Origin of the sequence: Streptomyces thermovulgaris, assembly GCF_002155915.1 — a bacterium.
Classification (GTDB): Bacteria; Actinomycetota; Actinomycetes; order Streptomycetales; family Streptomycetaceae; genus Streptomyces; species Streptomyces thermovulgaris.
The window spans coordinates 1-24,174 of the sequence record NZ_MUME01000102.1; the positions used below are offsets into that span (position 1 = coordinate 1).

Here is a 24,174-nt window from a genome sequence, read left to right on the forward strand (position 1 = left end):
CGCCAAGAAGATAACGGGGGGGGAAGCGGGCGGCGGGGTGCCGTCCGCCTCCCGCCTCCTCACGGCCTTCTCACTGCCGGCCGCGCAGCTTCCGGTAGGTGGTGACCAGGGCCTTGGTGGAGGAGTCCAGGCCGGGCACCTCGGCGCCCTCGGTGAGCGCGGGCTCCACCCTCTTGGCCAGGACCTTGCCGAGCTCCACGCCCCACTGGTCGAAGGAGTCGATGTTCCAGATCGCGCCCTGCACGAAGACCTTGTGCTCGTAGAGCGCGACGAGCTGGCCGAGCACCGACGGCGTCAGCTCGCGTGCGAGGATCGTGGTCGTGGGGTGGTTGCCCTTGAACGTCTTGTGCGGCACCAGCTCCTCGGGCACTCCCTCGGCACGCACCTCGTCCGGGGTCTTGCCGAAGGCCAGCGCCTGCGTCTGGGCGAAGAAGTTGGCCATCAGCAGGTCGTGCTGGGCCCTGAGGTCCCCGCTCAGCTCGGCGACGGGCTCGGCGAAGCCGATGAAGTCCGCCGGGACCAGCTTGGTGCCCTGGTGGATCAACTGGTAGTACGCGTGCTGCCCGTTGGTGCCCGGCGTGCCCCACACGATGGGCCCGGTCTGCCACTCCACCTCGCGCCCGTCCAGGCCGACGTACTTGCCGTTGGACTCCATGTCGAGCTGCTGGAGATAGGCCGTGAACTTCGACAGGTAGTGCGAGTACGGCAGGACGGCGTGCGACTGGGCGCCGTGGAAGTTGTTGTACCAGATGCCCAGCAGGCCCAGCAGCAGCGGCACATTGGACTCGGCGGGCGCCGTGCGGAAGTGCTCGTCGACGAGACGGAAGCCGTCGAGCATCTCCCGGAAGCGGTCCGGGCCGATGGCGATCATCAGGGACAGACCGATCGCGGAGTCGTAGGAGTACCGTCCCCCGACCCAGTCCCAGAACTCGAACATGTTGGCCGTGTCGATGCCGAACTCGGCGACCTTCTGCGCGTTGGTCGACAGCGCCACGAAGTGCTTCGCGACGGCCTCCGGACCGGCCTTGAGCTCACTGAGCAGCCAGTTCCGCGCCGAGGCGGCGTTGGTGACCGTCTCGATGGTGGTGAACGTCTTGGAGGCGATGATGAACAGCGTCTCCGCCGCGTCCAGGTCGCGGGTGGCCTCGTGCAGGTCGGCGCCGTCCACATTGGACACGAAGCGGACCGTGAGACCGCGGTCGGTGTAGGCGCGCAGCACCTCGTACGCCATCGCGGGGCCGAGGTCGGAGCCGCCGATGCCGACGTTGACCACATTGCGGATCCGCCGGCCGGTGTGACCGGTCCACGCGCCGGAGCGGACGCGTTCGGCGAAGTCGGCCATCTTGTCCAGCACCGCGTGCACCTTCGGCACGACGTTCTCGCCGTCGACCTCGATCACCGCGTCCCGCGGGGCGCGCAGCGCGGTGTGCAGCACGGCCCGGTTCTCGGTGACGTTGATCTTCTCGCCGCGGAACATGGCGTCCCGCAGGGCGAACACGTTCGTCGCGGCGGCCAGCTCCCGCAGCAGCCGCAGCGTCTCGTCGGTGATCAGGTGCTTGGAGTAGTCGACGTACAGATCGCCGACCTGGAGGGTGTACGCCTCGCCGCGCTCGGGGTGGGCGGCGAACAGATCCCGCAGATGGGTGTCGGCGAGCTCCTCGCGGTGCTTGGCCAGAGCGGTCCACTCGGGCCTCTGGTTGAGCCTGGTACGGCCGTCTGCGTTCATTCGGACTTTCAGCCTCTTTTCTCGCTGTCCTGCCCCGCTGCCGGTCCAACCTAGTTGATCAGCGAGCGGCATGGGTCGTCGTGACGCCGTCGTCCGGCGTACCCACCCTTACGTCCGCCGCTCGCACGGGTGTCAGCGCGGCCACGGAGAGGACGAAGAACCCGGCCGTGAGCAGCGCCGGACCGTTCGGCCCCCATGCGGCGGCGACCGCCCCGCCGAGCACCGCCCCCAGCGGTGCCCCGGCCACGGAGAGAGTGCGGAAGGCCGCGCTGATCCGGCCCAGCATCCCGGCGGGGCTGCGCTGCTGCATCAGGGTGGTCGTGTTGACGTTCCACACCATGCCCATCAGTCCGAACACGGCCAGTGCGGCCACCGCCACGGGCAGACTGCGCACCACGCCCGTCACCACCAGCGCGGCGGTCTGCACCGTCCCGGCCAGCAGCACGGTCCGCACCCGTCCCAGCCGGGCCACGATCCGGCCGCCGGCCACTCCCCCGGCCAGGCTGCCGGCCGTGTACGCCGTCAGCGCCGCCGCGTATCCCCGGGTCCCGGCGCCCAGCCAGCCGGTCACATGGATCACCAGGGTGGCGACGAGGGCGCCCATCCCGACGTTGCACAGCGCGGTGGCCGCGCACAGCCCGCACAGCACCCGGTCCCGTCCCAGGGCGCGCAGTCCCTCGGCCGTCTCGCGCCGCAGCGTGCTGCCCGCCGGCCTCGGCGGCCGCTCGGGCCCCGGGATCCGCAGGGAGGCCACGAGCGCGGCGGCCGCCAGACAGGTGGCGGCATTGGCGGCGAACGGGGCCGCGGCACCGGCGGTGAGCAGCAGCGGCACGGCCGGGCCGCCGAGCAGCCCGCCGGCCACGCGCTGTCCGGTCAGCAGCCGGGCGTTGGCGCTGCCCAGTGCCTGCGGCTCCACCAGGGCGGGCAGCAGGGCCGTGGCCGCGTTGTCGAAGAGCGTCTGCAGGGTGGTCAGGGCGAAGGCCAGGGCGAGGAGCAGACCGATCGAGGCGTGCCCGAGGGCCACGGCCACGGCGAAACCGCCGACCAGCAGGGCCCGTGCCGTGTCCACCGCCCACATCGCGCGCCGCTGGTCCACCCGGTCGGCGACGGCGCCGCCGAGCAGCCCGAAGAGGATCCAGGGCAGATGGCCGCAGGCCGTGACGGAGGCGATGAGCAGGGGGTCGTCGGTCAGCGACACGGCGAGCAGCGGCAGCGCGGCCGTGCGCAGCGCATCGCCGAAGCCGGACAGGACGGCGGCGCTCCACAGCCGCCCGAATCCCCCGCGCCAGGCGGGCCTGTCCGTACCCGCGGTCCCGTCCGGCGCCATGGCTCCCCCCTCGGTGACTGGCCTGTGCGGCACACCGTAGGGGGCACCACTGACAACCGGCCCGCGGCGGCCGGCCGCCCGGATGCACGACGGTTCCGGCCCGTCCGTGTGGGACCGGCCGGAACCCGGCTTCTGGAGCTGCTGTTCCGAATCTAGATCTCGCCCCGCAGCTTGGCGAGCGCCTCGGCGAGGATCGCCTCGCCGTCCGCGTCGCTGCGCCGCTCGCGCACATAGGCGAGGTGCGTCTTGTAGGGTTCGGTGCGCGGCGGTGCCGGCGGATTGTCCCGGTCCTGGCCGGCCGGGAAACCACAGCGCGGACAGTCCCAGGTGTCGGGGATCTGCGCGTCGGTGGCGAAGCTCGGCCGAGTCTCGTGCCCGTTGGCGCACCAGAAGGAGACGCGCACACGCGGCGCGGACTCACCGCGCTCGGCCTCGCCCATCGGCCCCGCCCCGACCCGGCTTCCTCGGATCGCGTTGCCACTTGCCACGGTGTAACTCCCTGCGTAATGGTGCCGCGAAGCGAGTCGGCGTACCGCTTCGCTGCGAGCGCCTCAGTCTACGTAAGGCCCAACGCGCGTCCAGTGACTGGAGTTACAGCCCCCCGCACACAGACGCAGGCCCCATGATAAGACGCGCCCGGGAGCGCGTACCGACCATGGGACCTTACGTACGGATGCTGTGGAGCGGTTGTTCAGTTGCTCGTCTTCATCAGAATGCCGAGCACCACGATGCACGCCGCCCACAGCAGACCGACCACCACGGTGATGCGGTCGAGGTTGCGCTCGGCGACCGAGGAGCCGCCGACGGAGGACTGGACGCCACCACCGAACATGTCGGAGAGGCCGCCGCCCTTCCCCTTGTGCATCAGCACCAGCAGCATCAGCAGCAGGCTGAAGAAGATCAGGAGGATCGAGAACACCAAAACCACGGCCGGACCAACTTCCCCGGATTCGGACGGACGACGGGGGCACGGTGGTCACCGTGCCCCCGCAAGAGTACGACGGATCGCCGCGGCCGCCTACTCACGGCCCGGCTCACCGTCTGGCTCACTGCTCGTGAAAGCGCACGATCCTGACGAACTCGTCCGCGTCCAGCGAGGCACCGCCGACCAGGGCGCCGTCGATGTCGGCCTGCGCCATGATCTCGGCGACGTTGCCCGACTTGACGGAGCCCCCGTACTGGATGCGGACCTGGTCGGCGACCTCCTGCGAGTACAGCTCGGCGAGCTTGCCGCGGATGGCGGCGCAGACCTCCTGGGCGTCCTCGGCACCGCAGACCTTGCCGGTGCCGATGGCCCAGACGGGCTCGTAGGCGATCACGATGCTCCCGGCCTGCTCGGCCGGGACGTCCTTCAGAGCGGCCTCGACCTGGGCGAGCGTGTGCGCGACGTGGTTGCCCTCCTCGCGGACCTCCAGCTCCTCGCCGACGCACAGGATCGGGGTCAGGCCGTGCTTGAAGGCGGCCTTGATCTTGGCGTTCACGAGCTCGTCGGTCTCGTTGTGGTACTGCCTGCGCTCGGAGTGCCCGACCAGGACGTAGGTGCACCGGAGCTTGGCCAGCATCGGACCGGAGATCTCGCCGGTGTAGGCGCCGGAGTCGTGCTGCGAGATGTCCTGGGCGCCGTACTTGATCTTGAGTCCGTCGCCGTCGACCAGGGTCTGCACGGAGCGCAGGTCGGTGAAGGGCGGCAGAACGACGACCTCGACGGCCTCGTAGTCCTTGTCGGCCAGGGCGAAGGCGAGCTTCTGGACGTGGGTGAGAGCCTCGAGGTGGTTGAGGTTCATCTTCCAGTTGCCCGCCATCAGCGGCGTGCGCTTGCTCATGCGGTTTCAGTCCTCCAGTGCGGCGAGGCCGGGGAGCGTCTTGCCCTCGAGGTACTCGAGGGAGGCGCCGCCACCGGTCGAGATGTGGCCGAATGCCGACTCGTCGAAGCCCAGCGTACGGACGGCCGCGGCGGAGTCGCCGCCGCCCACGACGGTGAACCCGCCGGAGTCGGCCAGGGCCTGGGCGACCGCCTTGGTGCCCTCGGCGAAGTCGGGGTGCTCGAAGACGCCCATCGGGCCGTTCCAGAAGACGGTGGCGGCGTCGGCGAGCTTCGAGGCGTACAGCTTGCGGGTCTCGGGGCCGATGTCCAGGCCCTCCTGGTCGGCCGGAATGGCGTCCACGGACACCGCGGTGGGGTGGGCCGGGGCCTTGGTCCTCAGGTCCGGGAAGCCGGAGGCGACCATCGTGTCCACGGGCAGGACCAGCTCGACGCCGGTCTTCTCGGCGCGCTCGATGTACTCCTTCACGGCCGGGAGCTGGTCCTCCTGCAGGAGGGACCTGCCGACCTCGTAGCCCCGGGCCTTGAGGAAGGTGTACGCCATGCCGCCGCCGATGAGCAGCCGGTCGGCCTTGCCGAGCAGCTGGTCGATGACGGCGAGCTTGTCGGAGACCTTGGCCCCGCCGAGCACGACGACGTAGGGCCGCCGGACGTCCTCGGTGAGCTTCTTCAGGACGCCGACCTCGGTGGCGATGAGGTGGCCGGCGTAGTGCGGCAGACGGGCCGGGAGGTCGTAGACGGAGGCGTGCTTGCGGTGCACCGCGCCGAAGCCGTCGCCGACGTAGACGTCCGCGAGCTCGGCGAGCCGGTCGGCGAACGCGCCGCGCTCGGCGTCGTCCTTGGAGGTCTCGCCGGGGTTGAAGCGCAGGTTCTCGACGACCGCGACCCGGCCCGGCTGAAGGCCGTCCACGACCCCGCGGGCGGCGGGGCCGACGGTGTCCTCGGCGAACGCCACCGGGGCGCCGAGGAGTTCGCCGAGCCGCTCGGCGGCGGGGCGCAGGGAGAACGCCGGGTCCGGGGCGCCCTTGGGGCGGCCCAGGTGGGAGGCCACGACCACCTTGGCGCCCGCGTCGGCGAGCGCCTTGACGGTGGGCAGTACGGCGCGGATGCGGCCGTCGTCGGTGATGACGCCGTCGGCCAGCGGCACATTGAGGTCGGCGCGGACGAAGACCCGCTTGCCGTCCACGCCTTCGGAGAGAAGTTCGTCGATCGTCTTCATGATTCGGACTCCTGGGAAGGGGCTCTTGATCGTACGAGGGCTGATCGGTCGGCACGCGGGCCGGTCCGGTTCCGGTGGGCGGGTCCCGCGGTGCGTACGTGCGTCAGGGCCCGGGCGACGCGGCATGCGCGCTGCCCGAGCCCTGATGTCACATCGACGTGCCTGCTCCGACGATCAGAGCTGGTTGCCGACGAAGACCGTCAGGTCGACCAGACGGTTGGAGTAGCCCCACTCGTTGTCGTACCAGCCGATGACCTTCACGTTCCTGCCCTCCTGAACCATCGTCAGGGAGGAGTCGAAGGTGCAGGACGCCGGCGCGTTGACGATGTCGGAGGAGACGATCGGGTCCTCGGTGTACTCGAGGATGCCCTTCAGCTCGCCCTCGGCGGCCTTCTGGAAGGCGGCGTTGACCTCTTCCTTGGTGACCTCGCGGGAGAGTTCCACGACGAGGTCGGTGACGGAGCCGGTGGGCACCGGGACGCGCATGGCCATGCCGTCCAGCTTGCCCTTGAGCTGCGGCAGCACCAGGGCGGTGGCCTTGGCGGCGCCGGTGGTGGTGGGAATGATGTTCTGCGCGGCGGCACGAGCGCGGCGCAGGTCCTTGTGCGGGAAGTCAAGGATGCGCTGGTCGTTCGTGTACGCGTGCACAGTGGTCATCAGGCCCTTGACGATGCCGAAGTTCTCGTCGAGGACCTTCGCCATCGGCGCCACGCAGTTGGTGGTGCAGGAGGCGTTGGAGATGACGTGGTGGTTGGCGGCGTCGTAGGTGTCGTGGTTGACACCCATGACGATGGTGACGTCCTCGTTCTTCGCCGGAGCGGAGATGATGACCTTCTTGGCGCCGCCGGCGAGGTGCTTCTCGGCGTCTTCCTTCTTGGTGAAGATGCCGGTGGACTCGATGACGATGTCGACCCCGAGCTCGCCCCACGGGATGTCGGCGGGGTTGCGCTCGGACAGCACCTTGATGGTGTGACCGTCGACGGTGATGGAGTCCTGGGTGTGCGTGACCTCCTGCTTGAGGCGGCCGAGGATGGTGTCGTACTTCAGCAGGTGAGCGGTGGTCGCGGTGTCACCCAGGTCGTTGACAGCCACGACCTCAATGTCTGCACCCTGCTCCAGCAGCGCGCGGAAGTAGTTACGGCCGATACGGCCAAAACCATTGATGCCTACGCGGATCGTCACGAACCGATCTCCTCGTTGGTACGCCGGTCCGAGACCGGCGAGCTGTATGGGATGTCCCCGACCACCTCCGACCCTACCGCTCCGGGACCCCCTCGGTGACATCAAGGCGGCACAGTGTCCTATACCCGCCGGTAGCCTTGCGGCCTCCTCGTTTCGGACGCCCGGATCATCCGTCTTTCATATGGTTTTCCCATACCAATTGCCCCTGTTGATCACTCATCCGCGCCCCCGGGGGCTCACTTGTGAAACCCGGCATTTCGGGCGTTCACAAGTCCGGCATATCCCCCTGGCCGAGCGCCGCCGCCACCGGGGTGCCGGCGGGTGCCGGGCGGTCGCCGCGGCACCCGCCGCAGCGCCTCTGGCGGCATCCCTCGCAGCACCCCTGACAGCCTCCTGACAGCCTCCTGACAGCCTCCTGACGGCCCTCTGACGGCCCCCTGACGGCCCTCTGACGGCCTCCCGGGCGCACCCGGGCGGGACACCCCCGCACAGGGGTGCGGCCCGCGCCCGTTTCCCGACCGGAGACGGCGGCGCGCGCCCGAGGAGAACGCGAGGAGAACGCACGAGGGCCCCCCGGAGGGAACGCGCAGGAGGACACGCGAGGGGAACGCACGGGGAGCGTGCACAAGAAGGACGCGGCCGGCCCCCTCAGGGGCCGGCCGCGTCCCGGTTCCACGGCGTCCGGCCGGGTCAGCCGGCCAGGTTGTCCGCCAGGTCCTCCGTGAGGCTGGCCTCGGTGCCCGGGATGCCGAGGTCCGCGGCGCGCTTGTCCGCCATGGCGAGCAGACGGCGGATGCGGCCCGCGACCGCGTCCTTGGTCAGCGGGGGGTCGGCGAGCGCGCCCAGCTCCTCCAGGGACGCCTGCTTGTGCTCCATGCGCAGACGCCCCGCGGCGGCGAGGTGCTCGGGGACGTCGTCGCCGAGGATCTCCAGGGCGCGCTGCACCCGGGCGCCGGCCGCGACGGCCGCGCGGGCCGAGCGGCGCAGGTTGGCGTCGTCGAAGTTGGCGAGGCGGTTGGCCGTGGCGCGGACCTCGCGGCGCATCCGCCGCTCCTCCCAGGCCAGCACGGACTCATGGGCGCCCAGACGGGTCAGCAGGGCGCCGATCGCGTCGCCGTCGCGGACGACGACCCGGTCGACCCCGCGCACCTCGCGGGCCTTCGCCCCGATGGACAGCCGGCGGGCGGCGCCGACCAGGGCGAGTGCGGCCTCCGGGCCGGGGCAGGTCACCTCCAGGGAGGAGGAGCGGCCCGGCTCGGTGAGCGAGCCGTGGGCCAGGAAGGCGCCGCGCCAGGCGGCCTCGGCGTCGCAGGTCGCCCCCGACACCACCTGCGGCGGCAGACCGCGGATCGGGCGGCCCCGCCCGTCGACCAGCCCGGTCTGGCGGGCCAGTTGGTCACCGCCCGCGACGACGCGCACCACATAGCGCGAGCCGCGCCGCAGCCCGCCCGGCGCCATCACGATCAGCTCGGAGGTGTGGCCGAAGATCTCCAGGACGTCCCGCTTCAGACGCCGTGCCGCCATGGCGGTGTCCAGCTCCGCCTCGATCACGATGCGCCCACTGACCAGGTGAAGGCCGCCGGCGAACCGCAGAACGGCGGAGACCTCCGCCTTTCTGCAGCAGGTCCGGGTGACGGGAAGCCGGGAGATCTCGTCCTTCACCGCTGCCGTCATCGCCATGGGCCGATCCTTCCATGCATCCGAAAAATACGGTCGTACGCGGCGGCCAGCAGCTCCGGGTCGTGCCGCGGAGTTCCGTCCCTCCGGGCCACCGGCGCGAGTTCGACCGCGGCGCCCAGTCGCTCGGCGGCCTCGCTGAGCCCTTCGCGGTCGGGCACGGCGGCCTCGTCGGCCAGCACCACGTCCAGGGCGAGTTTAGGGGCGTGTCGTCCCAAAACCTCCAAATGACGCTGCGGGGAGAAGCCTTCGGTTTCCCCCGGCTGCGGCGCGAGGTTCAAGGACAGCACCCGCCGCGCCTTGGTCTCGGTGAGGGCGTCGCGCAGCTCCGGCACCAGCAGGTGGGGGATGACCGACGAGAACCAGGAGCCGGGGCCGAGCACCACCCAGTCCGCGTCCAGGACCGCCTCCACGGCCTCCGGCACGGCCGGCGGGTCGTTCGGCACGAGGTGCACGGACTGCACCTCCCCCGGGGTGAGCGCGACCGTGGCCTGCCCGCGGACGACGTCGATCTCCTCGGGCCGCCGCGGATCGTGCCCCTTGACCAGGGCCTGCAGCTCCAGAGGCACGGCCGACATGGGCAGCACGCGCCCGTGGGCGCCCAGCAGCTTGCCCACCAGGTCCAGTGCCTGCACATGGTCGCCGAGCTGCTCCCACAGGGCGACGATCAGCAGATTGCCCACCGCGTGGTCGTGCAGATCGCCCTGCGAGGTGAAGCGGTGCTGGATGACCCGGGCCCAGGTCTGGCCCCACTCGTCGTCACCGCACAGCGCGGCCAGCGCCTTGCGCAGGTCGCCGGGCGGCAGCACCCCCAGTTCGTCGCGCAGGCGCCCGCTGGAGCCGCCGTCGTCGGCCACGGTGACGACGGCGGTCAGATCGCCGGTGATCCGGCGCAGCGCGGCGAGCGAGGCGGACAGACCCATGCCGCCGCCGAGGGCGACCACCTTGGGCTGGGTCCCGCGCCGGCGCGCCCGCGCGCCCCGGGCCTCCACGGTGCGCCCTGCGTGTGCGCCGGTCGCCCAGCGCACCGCACGCCCCCCTGGTACCACTCGGCGCAGTCCGCTCAGCCGCGGAGTACCTCTTTTGCTCACTCGCGCCCCACGTCCCGGTGGACGACGACGGTCTCCACACCCTCGGCCGCGAGCCGTGCGGCCAGCTTCTCGGCCATGGCCACCGAGCGGTGCTTGCCGCCCGTGCAGCCGATGGCGATGGTCACGTACCGCTTGCCCTCGCGGCGGTAGCCGGCCGCGATCAGCCGCAGCAGCTCGGCGTAGCGGTCGAGGAACTCCTTGGCGCCGGGCTGGTTGAAGACATATGTGGCCACCTCCTCGTTCAGCCCGGTGTACGGGCGCAGCTCGGGCACCCAGTGCGGGTTGGGCAGGAACCGCATGTCCGCGACCAGGTCGGCGTCGACCGGCAGGCCGTACTTGAAGCCGAACGACATCACCGTGGCCCGCAGCTCGGGCTCCTCCTCGCCGGCGAACTGGGCGTCCATCTTGGCGCGCAGCTCGTGCACGTTGAGGCCGGAGGTGTCGATCACCAGGTCGGCGTCGCCGCGCAGCTCCCGCAGCAGTTCCCGCTCGGCGGCGATGCCGTCGACGATGCGGCCGTCGCCCTGGAGCGGGTGGGGCCGGCGCACCGACTCGAAGCGGCGCACCAAGGCCTCGTCGGAGGACTCCAGGAAGACGATCCGCCGTGTGACGTTCTTGGCGTCCAGGTCGGCCAGGGACTCGCGCAGGGCGTCGAAGAAGCGGCGGCCGCGGACGTCGACGACGACCGCGATACGGGCCACGTTGCCCTGCGAACGGGCGCCGAGCTCCACCATCGTGGTGATCAGCGCCGGCGGCAGGTTGTCGACGACGAACCAGCCGAGGTCCTCCAGACACTTGGCGGCCGTGGACCGGCCGGCCCCGGACATGCCGGTGATGATCACCAGCTCGGGAATGGCCGTGTCGGGGAGACCGGCCGTGTCGATGCTCACCTGTTCTCCGTCTTCCTGGGCCGCGTGCCGCTGCTCGGCACCGGTCCCCTCGCGGGTCTGGTCCTTCTCGGCGTTCTGCCGTCGTTCCTCGTGCTCGGTCATGTCTCCTGCCCCCGTCGGTCGTCCGGGGCGCCCGCGGTCGCGGACTCCCCCGCGCCGCCCGCCCCCGCCCCGAGCGGCGCTTCCTCCACGTCTTCCATGATCTCTCCCGTCGCCGTGTTGACGGCGGGGGCGGCCGGGGCCGCCTGGGCGAGGGCCGCGGCGATCGTCTCGGCCGTCTTGCGGCCTATGCCGGGTACCTCGCAGATCTGGTCGATTGTCGCGGACCGCAGCCGCTTCACCGAGCCGAAATGCTTGATCAGCGCCTGTTTGCGCGTCTCGCCGAGGCCGGGTACGTCGTCCAGGGGACCGGAACGGAGGCGCTTGGACCGCCGGGTGCGCTGGTAGGCGATCGCGAACCGGTGGGCCTCGTCGCGCACCCGCTGCAGCAGGTACAGGCCCTCGCTGCTGCGGGGCAGGACCACCGGGTCGTCCTCGCCGGGCAGCCACACCTCCTCCAGGCGCTTGGCCAGCCCGCACACGGCGATGTCGTCGATGCCGAGCTCGTCCAGGGCCCGCCGGGCGGCGGCGACCTGGGGCCGGCCGCCGTCGACGACGACGAGCTGCGGCGGGTAGGCGAAGCGCCGGGGACGCCCGTCGTCCTCGGTGAGCGCGCCCGGCGAGCCGCCGGCGCGGGCGCCCTCGCCGTCGGCCCACTCCCCGCTCCTCTCCTGCTCGGCGAGGTACCGCTTGAAGCGGCGGGTGATCACCTCGTGCATGGAGCGGACGTCGTCCTGGCCGGCGAAGCCCTTGATCCTGAAGCGGCGGTACTCGCTCTTGCGCTGCAGGCCGTCCTCGAAGACGACCATGGAGGCCACCACGTCGTCGCCCTGGAGGTGGGAGACGTCGTAGCACTCGATCCGCAGGGGGGCGCTGTCCAGGCCGAGGGCCTCGGCGATCTCCTCCAGGGCGCGCGAGCGCGTGGTCAGGTCCGAGGCGCGCTTGGTCTTGTGCAGGGCGAGCGCCTGCCGGGCGTTGCGCTGCACGGTCTCCATCAGGGCCTTCTTGTCGCCGCGCTGCGGGACCCGCAGCGAGACGTTCGCCCCGCGGCGGCCGGTGAGCCACTGCTGGACCGGCCCGGCCGGGTCGGGCAGGGCCGAGACCAGGACCTCCCTGGGCACGGCGTCCCCGCTCTCCTCGCCGTACAGCTGCTGCAGGGCGTGCTCGACGAGGGCGCCGGTGGTGACGTCCTCCACCTTGTCGGTCACCCAGCCGCGCTGGCCGCGCACGCGTCCGCCGCGCACATGGAAGATCTGCACGGCGGCCTCCAGCTCGTCCTCCGCGACGGCGACGAGGTCGGCGTCGGTGGCGTCGGCGAGCACGACCGCGTTCTTCTCCATGGCCTTGCGCAGGGCCTCGATGTCGTCGCGCAGACGGGCGGCCCGCTCGTACTCCAGCGCCTCGGCCGCCTCGGTCATCTCCTTCTCCAGGCGGCGCAGGTGCGCGCCCGTGCGGCCGGCCATGAAGTCGCAGAACTCCTCGGCCAGCTCCCGGTGCTCCTCGGCGGAGATCCGGCCGACGCAGGGCGCGGAGCACTTGCCGATGTAGCCGAGCAGGCAGGGGCGGCCGGTGCGGGCGGCGTTCTTGAGGACGCCGGCCGAGCAGGTGCGCACCGGGAAGACGCGCAGCAGCAGGTCGACGGTGTCGCGGATGGCCCACGCGTGCGCGTACGGCCCGAAGTAGCGCACGCCCTTCTTCTTGCGGCCGCGCATCACCTGCACCCGCGGGAACTCCTCGTTCATCGTCACCGCGAGGTACGGATAGCTCTTGTCGTCGCGGTACTTGACGTTGAACCGGGGGGCGAACTCCTTGATCCAGGAGTACTCCAGCTGCAGCGCCTCGACCTCCGTGGACACCACGGTCCACTCCACGGACGCGGCCGTGGTGACCATGGTCCGGGTGCGCGGGTGGAGGTTCGCCAGGTCCTGGAAGTAGTTCGCCAGGCGCTGGCGCAGGCTCTTCGCCTTTCCGACGTAGATCACCCGGCGGTGCTCGTCACGGAATTTGTAGACCCCGGGAGAGTCCGGGATGTCTCCCGGTCTGGGGCGGTAGCTGGAGGGGTCGGCCATGTCTCACACCCTACTGTCGCGCGCCGGCACGGCGGCGGGCCTCTTGCCCCGGCCTTCTCCCGGCGCTCCCCGGCGCCTTCCGGCGCCGTCCGGCCCGCCTCGGGCGGGGTGCGCGCATGGCCGGGAGTACGCGGCCTGCCGTCCCCAGTGTTGTCGGGACTTGGTCAACACGCTTCAATGCGGGGGAACTCGGGGCCGCCGCGGCGGCGCACGGCAGGAGTGTGCGGGGGACGGCTCCTTCGTGCCCGCGCGGGGGTGGTGGCCCCGGGGACCTGTGTGAACGGTCCCGACCAGCCGTCCGCACCCTCACAGAAAGGTCCGTGCATGCCGTACGCCCCGCAGCAGACGGACACCGCGGCCGCCGAGCTGGACGCGGCCCTGCGCGGCGGCCCCTTCCATGTGGCGCTGCGCGCCGCGATCGCCGCCCGTGGACTGCCCCTGCAGCGTGTGCAGCACCATCTGTCGCGCTACGGCGTCAGGGTGGGGGTCACCAGTCTGAGCTACTGGCAGCAGGGCGCCCGGCGCCCGCAGCGGCCGGAGTCGCTGCGGGCGGTACGGGCCCTGGAGGAGATCCTGCGGCTGCCGGACGAGTCGCTGATCCGGCTGCTGGCCGAGAGCGAGGAGCGTCCGGGGCCCCGGCGGCCGGGCGCGCGCTCCTACCGTTCCCTCGTGGAGGCGTCGGACGTGCTGCGCGGGCTGCTGGCCGAGCTGGACTGCCCGCACGGCAGCGGTCTGCACGTCCTGGGCCACCACGAGCGGGTGCGGATCGGGGCGCGCCGGGAGCTCGCCGAGCGCGAGTCCCAGTGCGTCGTGCGCGCGCACCGGGACGGCGTGGACCGCTTCCTGGCCGTCCACCACGGCGACCCGGGGTGCGTGCCGGGGCACATGACCGTGCGCGCCCTGGAGAACTGCCGCACGGGACGGATACGGCGGCACCGCGGCACCGGGGTGCTGGTGGCCGAGCTGCTCTTCGACACCCGGCTGCGGGCCGGTGACACGTTCCTGTTCCGGTACCGCGTCGAGGACGGCACCGCCGGGGTGGCGCGCGAGTGCTTCCGGGAGTTCGACTCGGCCGGCGGGCAGTACGTCCTTCAGGTGCGGTTCGACTCCGACGCCCTGCCCGTGCGCTGCCACCGGTTCACCCAGTCCTCGGTGGCGGCCCCGCGCGGCGGCCGGCAGGAGCTGCCGGTGAGCGCGCGGCACCGCTCGGTCCACCTCGTGGAGACACGGGTGCGGTCGGGGATCGTGGGAATCGGCTGGGACTGGGAGTGAGCGGCCGGGCCGCGGCGGTCCGCCGTCAGGCCTCGGGGCCGACGACGACCTTGCCGCCCTCCACCCGCACGGGCACCTCGGGCAGCGGGACGGAGGCCGGGGACCGCGTCACCTGTCCGGTGGTGGCGTCGAACTCGCTGCCGTGGCAGGGGCAGATCAGCTTCGTCCCCTCGAGCTTGTTGATCGCGCACTGTCCGTGCGTGCACAGCGTGCTGTACGCCTTCAGGGTGCCGTCGTCGCCCCGGCTGACCACCACCTTGTGGTCCCAGTAGAGCTTGGCGCCGCCCTTGGGTATCTCGCTCTCGGCGCCGAGGGCGACCGGTGCGGTGGGCGTGGGAGGGGCGTAGGAGCCGGTGCCGTCCGGTCCGCAGGCGGTGAGCCCGAGCGCGGCGACGGGGGTGAGGGCCGCTCCCCGAAGGACGGTGCGGCGGCTCGCGGAAGGACGGCCGGACATTGAGTCCTCCACTGGTCGGAAAACCGGACGGTCCCGACGATACCCACCGGCCCGGCACGGGCCGGAGCGGGGGTGGGCCTTGCGGTACCGGCGCACGGACCCGGCATTTACCTCCGGCGCGGAATGGGATAACTTCCCGCCCGAACTGCCGAAAGGAACCGACTCGTGATCGTTGTCGCCGGTGAAGCCCTGATCGACCTGGTACCGCGGGGCACGGGTGCCCTCGCGGATCTCAAACCGGCGCTCGGCGGCGGCCCGTACAACACGGCCGTCGCGCTCGGCCGCCTCGGTTCCCGTACCGCCTTCTGCTCCCGTCTGTCGTACGACGCCTTCGGGGAGGCGCTGCTCGACGGGCTGCGGCGGGCCGGGGTGGACGTCTCGGGCGTGCAGCGCGGCAGCGAGCCGACCACGCTGGCGGTCGCCACGGTCGGCGCCGACGGCTCGGCCGGGTACTCGTTCTACGTCGAGGGCACCGCCGACCGCCTGTTCACCGCGCCCGCCGAGCTGCCCGCCGGGACCCGTGCGGTGTCCTTCGGCACCTGCTCGCTGGTCCTGGAGCCGGGGGCGAGCGCATACGAGGAGCTGATGCGGAAGGCGGCCGGGCAGGGCGTGTTCACCGCCCTGGACCCGAACATCCGGCCCGGTCTGATCGGGGACGCGGACGCCTACCGGGCGCGTTTCGCCGGCTGGCTGCCCTCGGTGTCGCTGCTGAAGCTGTCCGAGGAGGACGCGCGGTGGCTGGGCGGCACTCCGCGCGAGTGGCTGGCCGCCGGGCCCTCCGCCGTGGTGATCACGCACGGGGGCGACGGGCTCACCGCCTACACCAAGGACGGCGGCGAGTACTCCGTGCCGGGCGAGAAGGTCGACGTCGTGGACACCATCGGCGCGGGCGACACCGTGAACGCGGCACTGCTGCACGCCCTGTCCGTGTGCGACGCCCTCTCCCCGGAGGGCCTGGCCGGGCTGGGCGCCCCGGGCTGGACGAGGCTGCTGCGGTTCGCGGCCCGTGCGGCGGCCGTCACCTGCTCGCGCGCGGGCGCGGAGCCGCCGTACGCGTCGGAGGTCGGCGAGCCGTAGACGCCCCGTCCGGCCGGCGGCTCAGGCCCCGCGGGCCCGGGACGCCCTCCGGGCGGCCGGAACCTTCCCGGTCGCCGTGCCGCCGGCCCCGGAGGAGGACGCGGCGTCGCTGATGCTGTCCGGCCGCAGGATCTCGCGCAGGAACTTCCCGGTGTGGCTGGCGGGGACGCCGGCCACCTGCTCGGGCGTGCCCTCGGCGACGACCCGGCCGCCGCCGGCGCCGCCCTCCGGTCCCATGTCGATGATCCAGTCGGCGGTCTTGATCACATCGAGGTTGTGCTCGATGACGATGACCGTGTTGCCCTTGTCGACCAGGCCGGAGAGCACCTTGAGGAGCTTGTTGATGTCCTCGAAGTGCAGACCGGTGGTGGGCTCGTCCAGGACGTAGACGGTGCGCCCGGTGGAGCGGCGCTGCAGCTCGCTGGCGAGCTTCACACGCTGTGCCTCACCGCCGGACAGGGTGGTCGCGGACTGGCCGAGCCGGACGTAGCCGAGGCCGACGTCGTTGAGCGTCCTCAGATGACGGGAGATCGCCGGGACGGCCTCGAAGAAGTGCAGGGCCTCCTCGATCGGCATGTTCAGCACATCGGCGATGGACTTGCCCTTGTAGTGGACCTCCAGGGTCTCCCGGTTGTACCGGGCGCCGTGGCAGACCTCGCACGGGACGTAGACGTCCGGGAGGAAGTTCATCTCGATCTTGATCGTGCCGTCGCCCGCGCAGTTCTCGCAGCGGCCGCCCTTGACGTTGAAGGAGAAGCGGCCGGGCAGGTAGCCGCGGACCTTCGCCTCGGTGGTCTCGGCGAACAGCTTGCGGATGTGGTCGAACACCCCGGTGTAGGTCGCCGGGTTGGACCGCGGGGTGCGGCCGATGGGCGACTGGTCGACGTGCACCACCTTGTCGACGAGGTCGTCGCCCTCCACCCGCGTGTGCCGGCCGGGCACGTTCCGCGCGCCGTTGAGCTCGCGGGCCAGGTGGGTGTAGAGGATGTCGTTGACCAGGGTGGACTTGCCGGAGCCGGAGACGCCGGTGACGGCCGTGAACACGCCCAGCGGGAAGGACACGTCGATGTCCTTGAGGTTGTTCTCGCGGGCGCCGCGCACGACGAGCTGCCGGGCGGGGTCGCGGGGACGCCGGACCTCGGGCACCGGGATGGACTTCCTGCCCGACAGGTACTGGCCGGTCTGCGACTCGGTGTTCGCCAGCAGCTCCTTCAGGGGGCCGCTGTGCACGACCCGGCCGCCGTGCTCGCCCGCGCCGGGGCCGATGTCGACGATCCAGTCGGCGGTCTTGATGGTGTCCTCGTCGTGCTCGACGACGATGAGCGTGTTGCCCATGTCGCGCAGCCGGACCAGGGTCTCGATCAGCCGGTGGTTGTCGCGCTGGTGCAGCCCGATGGACGGCTCGTCCAGGACGTACAGCACGCCGACGAGGCCGGAGCCGATCTGGGTGGCCAGGCGGATGCGCTGGGCCTCGCCGCCGGAGAGCGTGCCGGCCGCGCGGTTGAGCGAGAGGTAGTCCAGGCCGACGTCGACCAGGAACCGCAGCCGCTCGTTGACCTCCTTGAGCACACGCTCGGCGATCTTCTTCTCCCGGGCGTCCAGCTTCAGCTCGCGCAGGAAGTCGGCGCAGTCGCTGATCGACATCGCGGAGATCTCGGCGATCGACTTGCCCATGAGCGTGACCGCGAGGACGGCCGGCTTCAGCCGTGTGCCCTTGCAGCCGGGGCAGGGCACCTCGCGCATGTAGCCCTCGAAGCGCTCGCGGCTCGTGTCGCTCTCGGCCTCGCTGTGGCGGCGCTTGACGAACGGCACGGCGCCCTCGAAGGGCGTGGTGTAGACGCGCTCGCGCCCGTACCGGTTGCGGTAGCGGACCTCGATCTGCGTCTTGTGCCCGTACAGCAGGGCCTTCTTGGCCCGCTGCGGCAGGCCCGCGAAGGGGATGTCGGTGCGGAAGCCGAGGGCGTCGGCGAGGGCGCCGATCAGCCGGCCGAAGTACTCCTTGGTGTGCCCGTGCGACCAGGGGTGGATGGCGCCCTCGTCGAGGGTCTTCTCCTCGTCGGGGACGATCAGTTCCGGGTCGACCTCCATGCGCGTGCCGATGCCGGTGCACTCGGGGCAGGCGCCGAAGGGCGAGTTGAAGGAGAAGGAGCGGGGCTCCAGCTCCTCGAAGGACAGGTCGTCGTACGGGCAGTACAGGTGCTCGGAGTACATCCGCTCGCGCTCGGGGTCGTCCTCGGGCAGGTCGACGAAGTCGAGCACGACCATGCCGCCCGAGAGGCCGAGCGCGGTCTCGACGGAGTCGGTCAGACGGCGCTTGGCGCTGTCCTTCACGGTGAGGCGGTCGACGACCACCTCGATGGTGTGCTTCTCCTGCTTCTTCAGCGTCGGCGGGTGGGAGAGCTGGACGATCTCGCCGTCCACGCGCGCACGGGAGTAGCCCTTGGCCTGGAGGTCGGCGAAGAGATCGACGAACTCGCCCTTGCGCTCGCGCACCAGCGGCGAGAGCACCTGGAAGCGGCTTCCCTCCGGCAGCTCCAGGACCTTGTCGACGATGGCCTGCGGCGACTGGCGGGAGATCGGGCGGCCGCACTCCGGGCAGTGCGGCTTGCCGATGCGGGCGTAGAGCAGGCGCAGGTAGTCGTAGACCTCGGTGATGGTGCCGACCGTCGAGCGCGGGTTGCGCGAGGTCGACTTCTGGTCGATGGAGACCGCCGGGGACAGGCCCTCGATGAAGTCGACGTCCGGCTTGTCCATCTGGCCGAGGAACTGGCGGGCGTACGAGGAGAGCGACTCCACATAGCGCCGCTGGCCCTCGGCGAAGATGGTGTCGAAGGCCAGGGAGGACTTGCCCGATCCGGACAGGCCCGTGAAGACGATGAGCGAGTCCCGGGGCAGGTCGAGCGAGACGTTCTTCAGGTTGTGCTCACGTGCACCACGGACGATGAGACGGTCGGCCACGCCGGTCCGCACCTTTCTTGAGAGAAGTGACAGGGGCGGGGCCCCCGTGTTCTCAGACTAGGGGGAGCCACTGACAACGCCGGGCGGGATGCCCGGATGCGCCCGGACCTTCAACGATCCCGGATGCTCCAGCATGCCCGATGCCGCACCCGACTTTATAGGACGTGCATTCGATTTACGGGTACGGCCCGTCGTCTTCACCCGATGGTGTGACGCGGCTAATGTCGGCGTCATGATTGATCACGTACGCGACCTGGCATCCGTACAGGACGCAACCGAGCGACTGCTGACCGCGGTCGCCCTCCTGGACGACGCGGCTGTGACCGACCCGTCACGGCTGCCCGGCTGGACCCGGGGCCATGTCCTGGCCCATCTGGCCCGCAACGCGGACGCGCTGGTGAACGTGCTCGAGGGACGCCCCATGTACGCCTCCGCCGAGGCGCGGGAGGCCGACATCGAGCGGGGCGCCCCGCGTCCCCTTCAGGCGCAGCTCGCCGACGTGCGCGAGAGCGCGGCCCGGCTGCAGCGGGTGGCGTCCGAGCCCGCGGACTGGTCCCGCACCGTGGAGCTGCGCAACGGCGTCACCGACTCCGCCTCCCGGGTGCCGTTCCGGCGCTGGGTGGAGGTGGAGCTCCACCATGTGGACCTGGGCATCGGCTACGAGCTGGAGGACCTGCCGGCCGAGTTCGTCGAGCGGGAGATCGAGTTCCTGGTCCAGCGGTTCACCGGGCACCCGGACGTGCCGTGCACCCGGCTGACGGACGGCACCCGCACCTGGGAGACCGGCCGGAGGGCGGAGGAGCCCGCGGTCACCGTCGCGGGGGGACGGGCGGACCTGCTGGGCTGGCTCGCGGGGCGCCGCGACGGATCCGCCCTGAAGGTGACCGACGGCGCGCTGCCGGCCCTGCCCCCGCTGTAGGGGCCGTCGGGGTCGTGCCGCAGGTCGCGGGGGCCGGGCACGCACTCCCCCACTGCCCCGGACGGGCGTGGGGCCACCCCCGGCCACTGCCCCTGGACGGGCCTTGAGGGGGCACCCCCAGCGGCGTGCCGTCGCTCGCCGGCGCGCCGCGCCGTGCCCTTCCCGGCCCCTTCTCCGCCGTGCGCCTGCACGCACCGGGCTCCGCTCGCCCCGGCCGCCGGGCCCCGCTCGCCGGGGCCGGCCCGGTCCGGACAACGCCCCCTGGGCCACGCGCACGCCCCCGGGCCGCTCCCGCTATAGGCTGACGACCATGACGTACAGCGGAGAGGTGAAGGTCGGCGGCCCGGCGGACGTGCGCGAGCTGAAGGACCTGATGATCACCAAGATCGCGGTCGGTCCGATGGACAACAACGCCTATCTGCTGCGCTGCCGGGCCACGGACGAGCAGCTGCTGATCGACGCGGCGAACGACGCGCACACCCTGCTCGGCATGATCGGCGACGACGGCATCGCCTCGGTCGTCACCACGCACCGGCACGCGGACCACTGGCAGGCCCTGGCGGAGGTCGTGCGGGCCACGGGCGCACGCACCTATGCGGGCCGGGAGGACGCCGAGGGCATCCCCGTGCCGACCGACGTCCTCGTCGACGACGGCGACACGATCCGGGTGGGCCGGGTGGAGCTGACCGCGCGTCACCTCGTCGGCCACACCCCCGGCTCGATCGTGCTGATCTACGACGACCCGCACGGGCATCCGCATGTGTTCACCGGGGACTGCCTCTTCCCCGGCGGGGTGGGGAACACCCACAACGACCCGAAGGCGTTCGCGAGCCTCATCCACGACGTCGAGACGAAGATCTTCGACGTGCTCCCGGACGAGACATGGGTGTACCCGGGCCACGGCAAGGACACGACGCTGGGCGCGGAGCGCCCGCACCTTCCGGAGTGGCACGAGCGCGGCTGGTGAGCCGGCCCGCAGACGCTCCCGCGTCCCGGTTCCCCGCGCCGTCCCCCGGCCGCCCGCCCCGGTGCGCGGGCTACGCCTGTGCCCGTCCCGCGCCGGCCAGGGTCGCCACCCGCTCCACCGCGAAGGCGTATCCCTGCACCCCGCACCCGGCGATGACGCCGTCGGCCCGCAGCGAGACATAGGAGTGGTGCCGGAACGGCTCGCGCTGGTGGATGTTGGAGATGTGGACCTCCACCACCGGCATCCCGTCGCAGGTGTTGAGGGCATCCAGGATCGCCACGGAGGTGTGCGAGTAGGCGGCGGGGTTGATGACGATGCCGCAGTGGTTCTCCCGGGCCTCGTGGATCCAGTCGACCAGTTCTCCCTCGTGGTTGGACTGGCGGAAGTCGACCGTGCCGCCGTGCGCGGCCGCCGTCCTGGCGCACAGCGCCTCCACGTCCGCGAGTGTGTCGGAGCCGTAGATCTCCGGCTGGCGCTGCCCCAGGAGGTTCAGATTGGGGCCGTTGAGCACCATGATGGGCGCGGTCGCGAGGGTGCGGGTGGGACGGCTCATGTCGGGCCTCCGGTGAGATCGATGCTTCATCGGAGGTCTATCACGGAGCACCGGAGGCCCGGGGGGTTCAGGGGGTGACCGCCAGTTCCAGATAGGCGGCCAGCAGCACCAGATGGACACCGCCCTGCAGAGGGGTGGCCCGTCCCGGGACCACGGTGAGGGTGCCGACGACGAGGGTCAGGGCGAGCAGCACCATGTGCGTGGCGCCAAGGCCCAGGATCAGCGATCCGGGCAGCCAGATCGACGCGATCGCCACCGTGGGGATGGTCAGGCCGATGCTGGCCATCGCCGAGCCGAGTCCGAGATTGAGGCTGATCTGCACCCTGTCGCGGCGGGCGGCGCGCAGCGCGGCGATCGTCTCCGGCAGCAGGATGAGCATCGCGATGAGCACACCCACCACGGAGTGCGGCATTCCGGCGCTCTCGATGGCGCCTTCGATGGCGGGCGACACGCCCTTGGCCAGGCCGACGACCCCCACGAGCGCCATGCAGAGCAGGAACAGGCTGCCGAGGGCGACCCGGGTGGTGGGCCGTTCGACGTGGTCCTCGCCGTCTATGACCTCGCCCTGGCGGGTCAGCGGGAGGAAGTAGGACCGGTGGCGCACGGTCTGGGTGGCGACGAACAGGCCGTAGAGCACCAGGGAGGCCAGTGCGGCGAAGATGAGCTGGGGCGGGGAGTACTCCGGTCCGGGCTTGCTGGTGGTGAAGGTCGGCAGCACCAGGCAGAGGGTGGCCAGGGTGGCGACCGTCGCGAGGGCAGCGCCGGAGCCCTCGGGGTTGAAGACGGCGACTCTGTGCCGCAGTGAGCCCACGAGCAGACTCAGACCGACGATGCCGTTGACGGTGATCATCACTGCGGCGAACACGGTGTCGCGGGCGAGCGTGGCGCTCTTGTCGCCGCCGTCCAGCATCAGGGTCACGATGAGCGCGACCTCGATGACCGTGACGGCGACCGCGAGTATGAGGGATCCGAAGGGCTCGCCCACCCGGTGGGCCACCACTTCGGCGTGATGCACGGCGGCCAGGACCGAGCCCGCGAGGACCACCGTCACCAGTGCGACGCCCCAGCCTGGGAGAGAACGCTGCCAGGTGAAGATCAGGAGCACCACCGCGAGCACCGGCACGATGATCGTCCACGCCCCGGTGAGGGCCTTGAGCCGCGTGATCACGGTTCGATCCTCGCAGGGCTCCGGGTCCTTCGCATGCTCGATGAGCACTCGTGCGTCGTCCTGGTGATCAAGCATTCACACGGTCCTTCGCGTCGTGGTTTTCGGACACCTCCTCCGCCTCGGCCTGTTTCCTGGAGGCAATCAGGCTGGTGATCGTGGTGACGGCCAGGACGCCGCAGATCACGCTCAAGGAGAACGGAATGCTGATCTCCGGAACGCTGACACCGGACTCGTGCAGCGCGTGCAGCGTCAGTTTGACGCCGATGAAGCCGAGGATCACCGACAGTCCGTAGGACAGGTGGACCAGCTTCCTCAGCAGGCCGCCCATCAGGAAGTACAGCTGCCTGAGACCCATCAGGGCGAAGGCGTTGGCGGTGAAGACGATGTACGGGTCTTGGGTGAGGCCGAAGATCGCGGGAATGGAGTCGAGGGCGAACAGGACATCGGTGGTGCCGATGGCCAGCATGACGACCAGCATGGGCGTCATCACCCGCTTGCCGTTCTGCTGGACCCACAGCTTGGTCCCGTGGTAGCGGTCGGCCACGCCGAAGCGTCGCTCGGCCGCCCTGAGCAGCGCGCTCTCCTCGAACTCGTCCTCGCCGTCCTTCTTGGAACGGGCCTCCTGGACGAGCTTCCAGGCGGTCCAGATCAGGAAGGCCCCGAAGAGGTAGAACACCCACGAGAAGCTCGCGATGATCGCGGCTCCGGCGGCGATGAAGACGGCCCTGAGCACCAGGGCGACAAGGATGCCGATCAGCAGCACCCTCTGCTGGTACTTCGACGGCACGGCGAACTTCGCCATGATCAGGACGAAGACGAAGAGGTTGTCGACGCTCAGCGACTTCTCGGTGATGAAGCCCGCGAAGAACTCACCCGCCGGGCGGCCGCCGGCGAAGAGGAACAGGCCGAGACCGAAGAGACAGGCCAGGGCGATCCAGACGGCGGTCCAGATGCCGGCCTCTTTGATCGATACGTCGTGGGGCCTGCGGCCGACGAAGAAGTCGACCAGGATCAGGGCGGCCAGACCGATGACGGTCAGGGCCCACAGGGTGAGAGAGATCTCCACGGTGCCTCCGGCAGGTGCGTCGCTTGCAAATGACTGGCGTCCTACTGCCGGAGGTCTCTTCCACCCGTGCGACCCGGCGCATGAGGCGCCGGGACTCAACGGGCCGACGCCCCGGGATCCGCCCGGATCCGTACTGACGGGACGTCGCAACAGACAGGGAATACTCCCCTCCGTACGGAGAAAGTGTAACCGCTCCACCAAAGAAAGGTAAAGACGTAGCGTAGGAAAGTTTCAAAAGCCCAGCTCAGACGGCTTTACTGTTCCTTGGTCATCGTGGGTCACGGTCAACAACTCCTGTCACGGAAGGCTGCACAGGCCCGATTGAGCCCCAGGAGAAACAGCCGGCTGCCCGCGGAACCGCCGAAGGCTCGTACGTCCGGGCGTGCCCGCCCCAGGGGCCGGCGAGGCGGCCGTCGGGCACCGGGAGCAGCCGGGACGGTCGCAACAGGGAACGCCGCAACGGGCCGAGCAAAGCACCGCGGACGGCGGCGTCCCCGCGGTCGGCGGCCGTCACCGGACGGACACCCGCGCCCGGGCCCTCGTCGGCGGGACGGTGATCGGCGGCGCCCCGGCGGGGGATCTCCGGGCCGGGCCGCGCGGGCGCGGCCGGCGGCGGGGCGGTGGGCCGCCGTCCACGG

Annotated in this window: 20 protein-coding genes; 4 read left to right on the forward strand and 16 right to left on the reverse strand. The window is 71.2% G+C overall.

The window, feature by feature from the left end; genetic code table 11:
- Window positions 1-70: 70 nt before the first annotated feature.
- The 11 genes from pgi to uvrC form a co-directional block, all read right to left on the reverse strand.
- Window positions 71-1,726, reverse strand: coding sequence for a glucose-6-phosphate isomerase (gene pgi, locus CCN35_RS10870; RefSeq protein WP_067390425.1), 1,656 nt, complete (start codon window positions 1,724-1,726; stop codon window positions 71-73).
- 58 nt (window positions 1,727-1,784) lie between these two features.
- On the reverse strand, window positions 1,785-3,053 hold the full coding sequence (locus tag CCN35_RS10875; RefSeq protein WP_067390422.1) for an MFS transporter: 1,269 nt from the start codon (window positions 3,051-3,053) through the stop codon (window positions 1,785-1,787).
- Between the two features lie 152 nt (window positions 3,054-3,205).
- Window positions 3,206-3,493, reverse strand: coding sequence for an RNA polymerase-binding protein RbpA (locus tag CCN35_RS10880; protein ID WP_067390419.1), 288 nt, complete (start codon window positions 3,491-3,493; stop codon window positions 3,206-3,208).
- A 251-nt stretch (window positions 3,494-3,744) separates the two neighbouring features.
- Entirely contained in the window at window positions 3,745-3,981 is a 237-nt protein-coding gene (secG, locus tag CCN35_RS10885) for a preprotein translocase subunit SecG (RefSeq protein WP_079129571.1), read from the reverse strand.
- Window positions 3,982-4,099: 118 nt separating this feature from the next.
- Window positions 4,100-4,876, reverse strand: coding sequence for a triose-phosphate isomerase (tpiA, locus tag CCN35_RS10890; RefSeq protein ID WP_067390414.1), 777 nt, complete (start codon window positions 4,874-4,876; stop codon window positions 4,100-4,102).
- 6 nt (window positions 4,877-4,882) lie between these two features.
- Window positions 4,883-6,094 (reverse strand): phosphoglycerate kinase, encoded by a 1,212-nt coding sequence (locus tag CCN35_RS10895; RefSeq protein ID WP_067390411.1) that lies wholly within the window; start codon window positions 6,092-6,094, stop codon window positions 4,883-4,885.
- A gap of 174 nt (window positions 6,095-6,268) precedes the next feature.
- Entirely contained in the window at window positions 6,269-7,276 is a 1,008-nt protein-coding gene (gap, locus tag CCN35_RS10900) for a type I glyceraldehyde-3-phosphate dehydrogenase (RefSeq protein WP_067390408.1), read from the reverse strand.
- 690 nt (window positions 7,277-7,966) lie between these two features.
- Window positions 7,967-8,956: a DNA-binding protein WhiA gene (whiA, locus tag CCN35_RS10905; protein ID WP_067390404.1), complete on the reverse strand. Its 990-nt coding sequence runs from the start codon at window positions 8,954-8,956 to the stop codon at window positions 7,967-7,969.
- Window positions 8,947-10,020, reverse strand: a complete 1,074-nt coding sequence (locus tag CCN35_RS10910; protein WP_385882756.1) for a gluconeogenesis factor YvcK family protein — start codon at window positions 10,018-10,020, stop codon at window positions 8,947-8,949. The genes whiA and CCN35_RS10910 overlap by 10 nt, the downstream gene beginning before the upstream one ends.
- A 20-nt stretch (window positions 10,021-10,040) precedes the next feature.
- Entirely contained in the window at window positions 10,041-11,036 is a 996-nt protein-coding gene (rapZ, locus tag CCN35_RS10915) for an RNase adapter RapZ (protein ID WP_067390399.1), read from the reverse strand.
- Complete coding sequence (gene uvrC / locus CCN35_RS10920; protein ID WP_067390396.1) at window positions 11,033-13,102, reverse strand: excinuclease ABC subunit UvrC; 2,070 nt, start codon at window positions 13,100-13,102, stop codon at window positions 11,033-11,035. The genes rapZ and uvrC overlap by 4 nt, the downstream gene beginning before the upstream one ends.
- 324 nt (window positions 13,103-13,426) lie before the next feature.
- Here uvrC and CCN35_RS10925 point away from each other — a divergent pair, with 324 nt between their 5' ends.
- A complete protein-coding gene (locus tag CCN35_RS10925; RefSeq protein WP_067390393.1) occupies window positions 13,427-14,374 on the forward strand; it encodes a hypothetical protein in 948 nt (315 codons plus the stop codon).
- A gap of 25 nt (window positions 14,375-14,399) precedes the next feature.
- Here CCN35_RS10925 and CCN35_RS10930 read toward each other — a convergent pair whose 3' ends face one another.
- Window positions 14,400-14,828, reverse strand: a complete 429-nt coding sequence (locus CCN35_RS10930) for a Rieske (2Fe-2S) protein (protein WP_067390389.1) — start codon at window positions 14,826-14,828, stop codon at window positions 14,400-14,402.
- Between the two features lie 165 nt (window positions 14,829-14,993).
- Here CCN35_RS10930 and CCN35_RS10935 point away from each other — a divergent pair, with 165 nt between their 5' ends.
- The gene (locus tag CCN35_RS10935; RefSeq protein WP_067390386.1) at window positions 14,994-15,905 is read left to right on the forward strand and encodes a carbohydrate kinase family protein; all 912 of its coding nucleotides are present in this window, start codon (window positions 14,994-14,996) and stop codon (window positions 15,903-15,905) included.
- 21 nt (window positions 15,906-15,926) lie between these two features.
- Here the strand turns inward: CCN35_RS10935 and uvrA are convergent, their stop codons facing one another.
- Window positions 15,927-18,863: an excinuclease ABC subunit UvrA gene (gene uvrA, locus CCN35_RS10940; RefSeq protein ID WP_107470388.1), complete on the reverse strand. Its 2,937-nt coding sequence runs from the start codon at window positions 18,861-18,863 to the stop codon at window positions 15,927-15,929.
- Window positions 18,864-19,095: 232 nt separating this feature from the next.
- On the opposite strand from uvrA, the gene CCN35_RS10945 reads away from it, so the two are divergent.
- Window positions 19,096-19,782, forward strand: a complete 687-nt coding sequence (locus tag CCN35_RS10945) for a maleylpyruvate isomerase family mycothiol-dependent enzyme (RefSeq protein WP_067390382.1) — start codon at window positions 19,096-19,098, stop codon at window positions 19,780-19,782.
- Between the two features lie 310 nt (window positions 19,783-20,092).
- On the forward strand, window positions 20,093-20,749 hold the full coding sequence (locus tag CCN35_RS10950; RefSeq protein WP_067390379.1) for an MBL fold metallo-hydrolase: 657 nt from the start codon (window positions 20,093-20,095) through the stop codon (window positions 20,747-20,749).
- 70 nt (window positions 20,750-20,819) lie between these two features.
- On the opposite strand, the gene aroQ is transcribed toward CCN35_RS10950, so the two are convergent.
- From aroQ to CCN35_RS10965, 3 genes are all read right to left on the reverse strand, one after another.
- Window positions 20,820-21,302, reverse strand: coding sequence for a type II 3-dehydroquinate dehydratase (gene aroQ / locus CCN35_RS10955; protein ID WP_067390376.1), 483 nt, complete (start codon window positions 21,300-21,302; stop codon window positions 20,820-20,822).
- A gap of 67 nt (window positions 21,303-21,369) precedes the next feature.
- Window positions 21,370-22,470 carry a calcium:cation antiporter gene (locus CCN35_RS10960; RefSeq protein ID WP_067390777.1) on the reverse strand — a complete coding sequence of 367 codons (1,101 nt, stop codon included), beginning with the start codon at window positions 22,468-22,470 and terminating at the stop codon, window positions 21,370-21,372.
- 67 nt (window positions 22,471-22,537) lie between these two features.
- The gene (locus CCN35_RS10965) at window positions 22,538-23,536 is read right to left on the reverse strand and encodes a TerC family protein (RefSeq protein ID WP_067390373.1); all 999 of its coding nucleotides are present in this window, start codon (window positions 23,534-23,536) and stop codon (window positions 22,538-22,540) included.
- Window positions 23,537-24,174 lie beyond the last annotated feature (638 nt).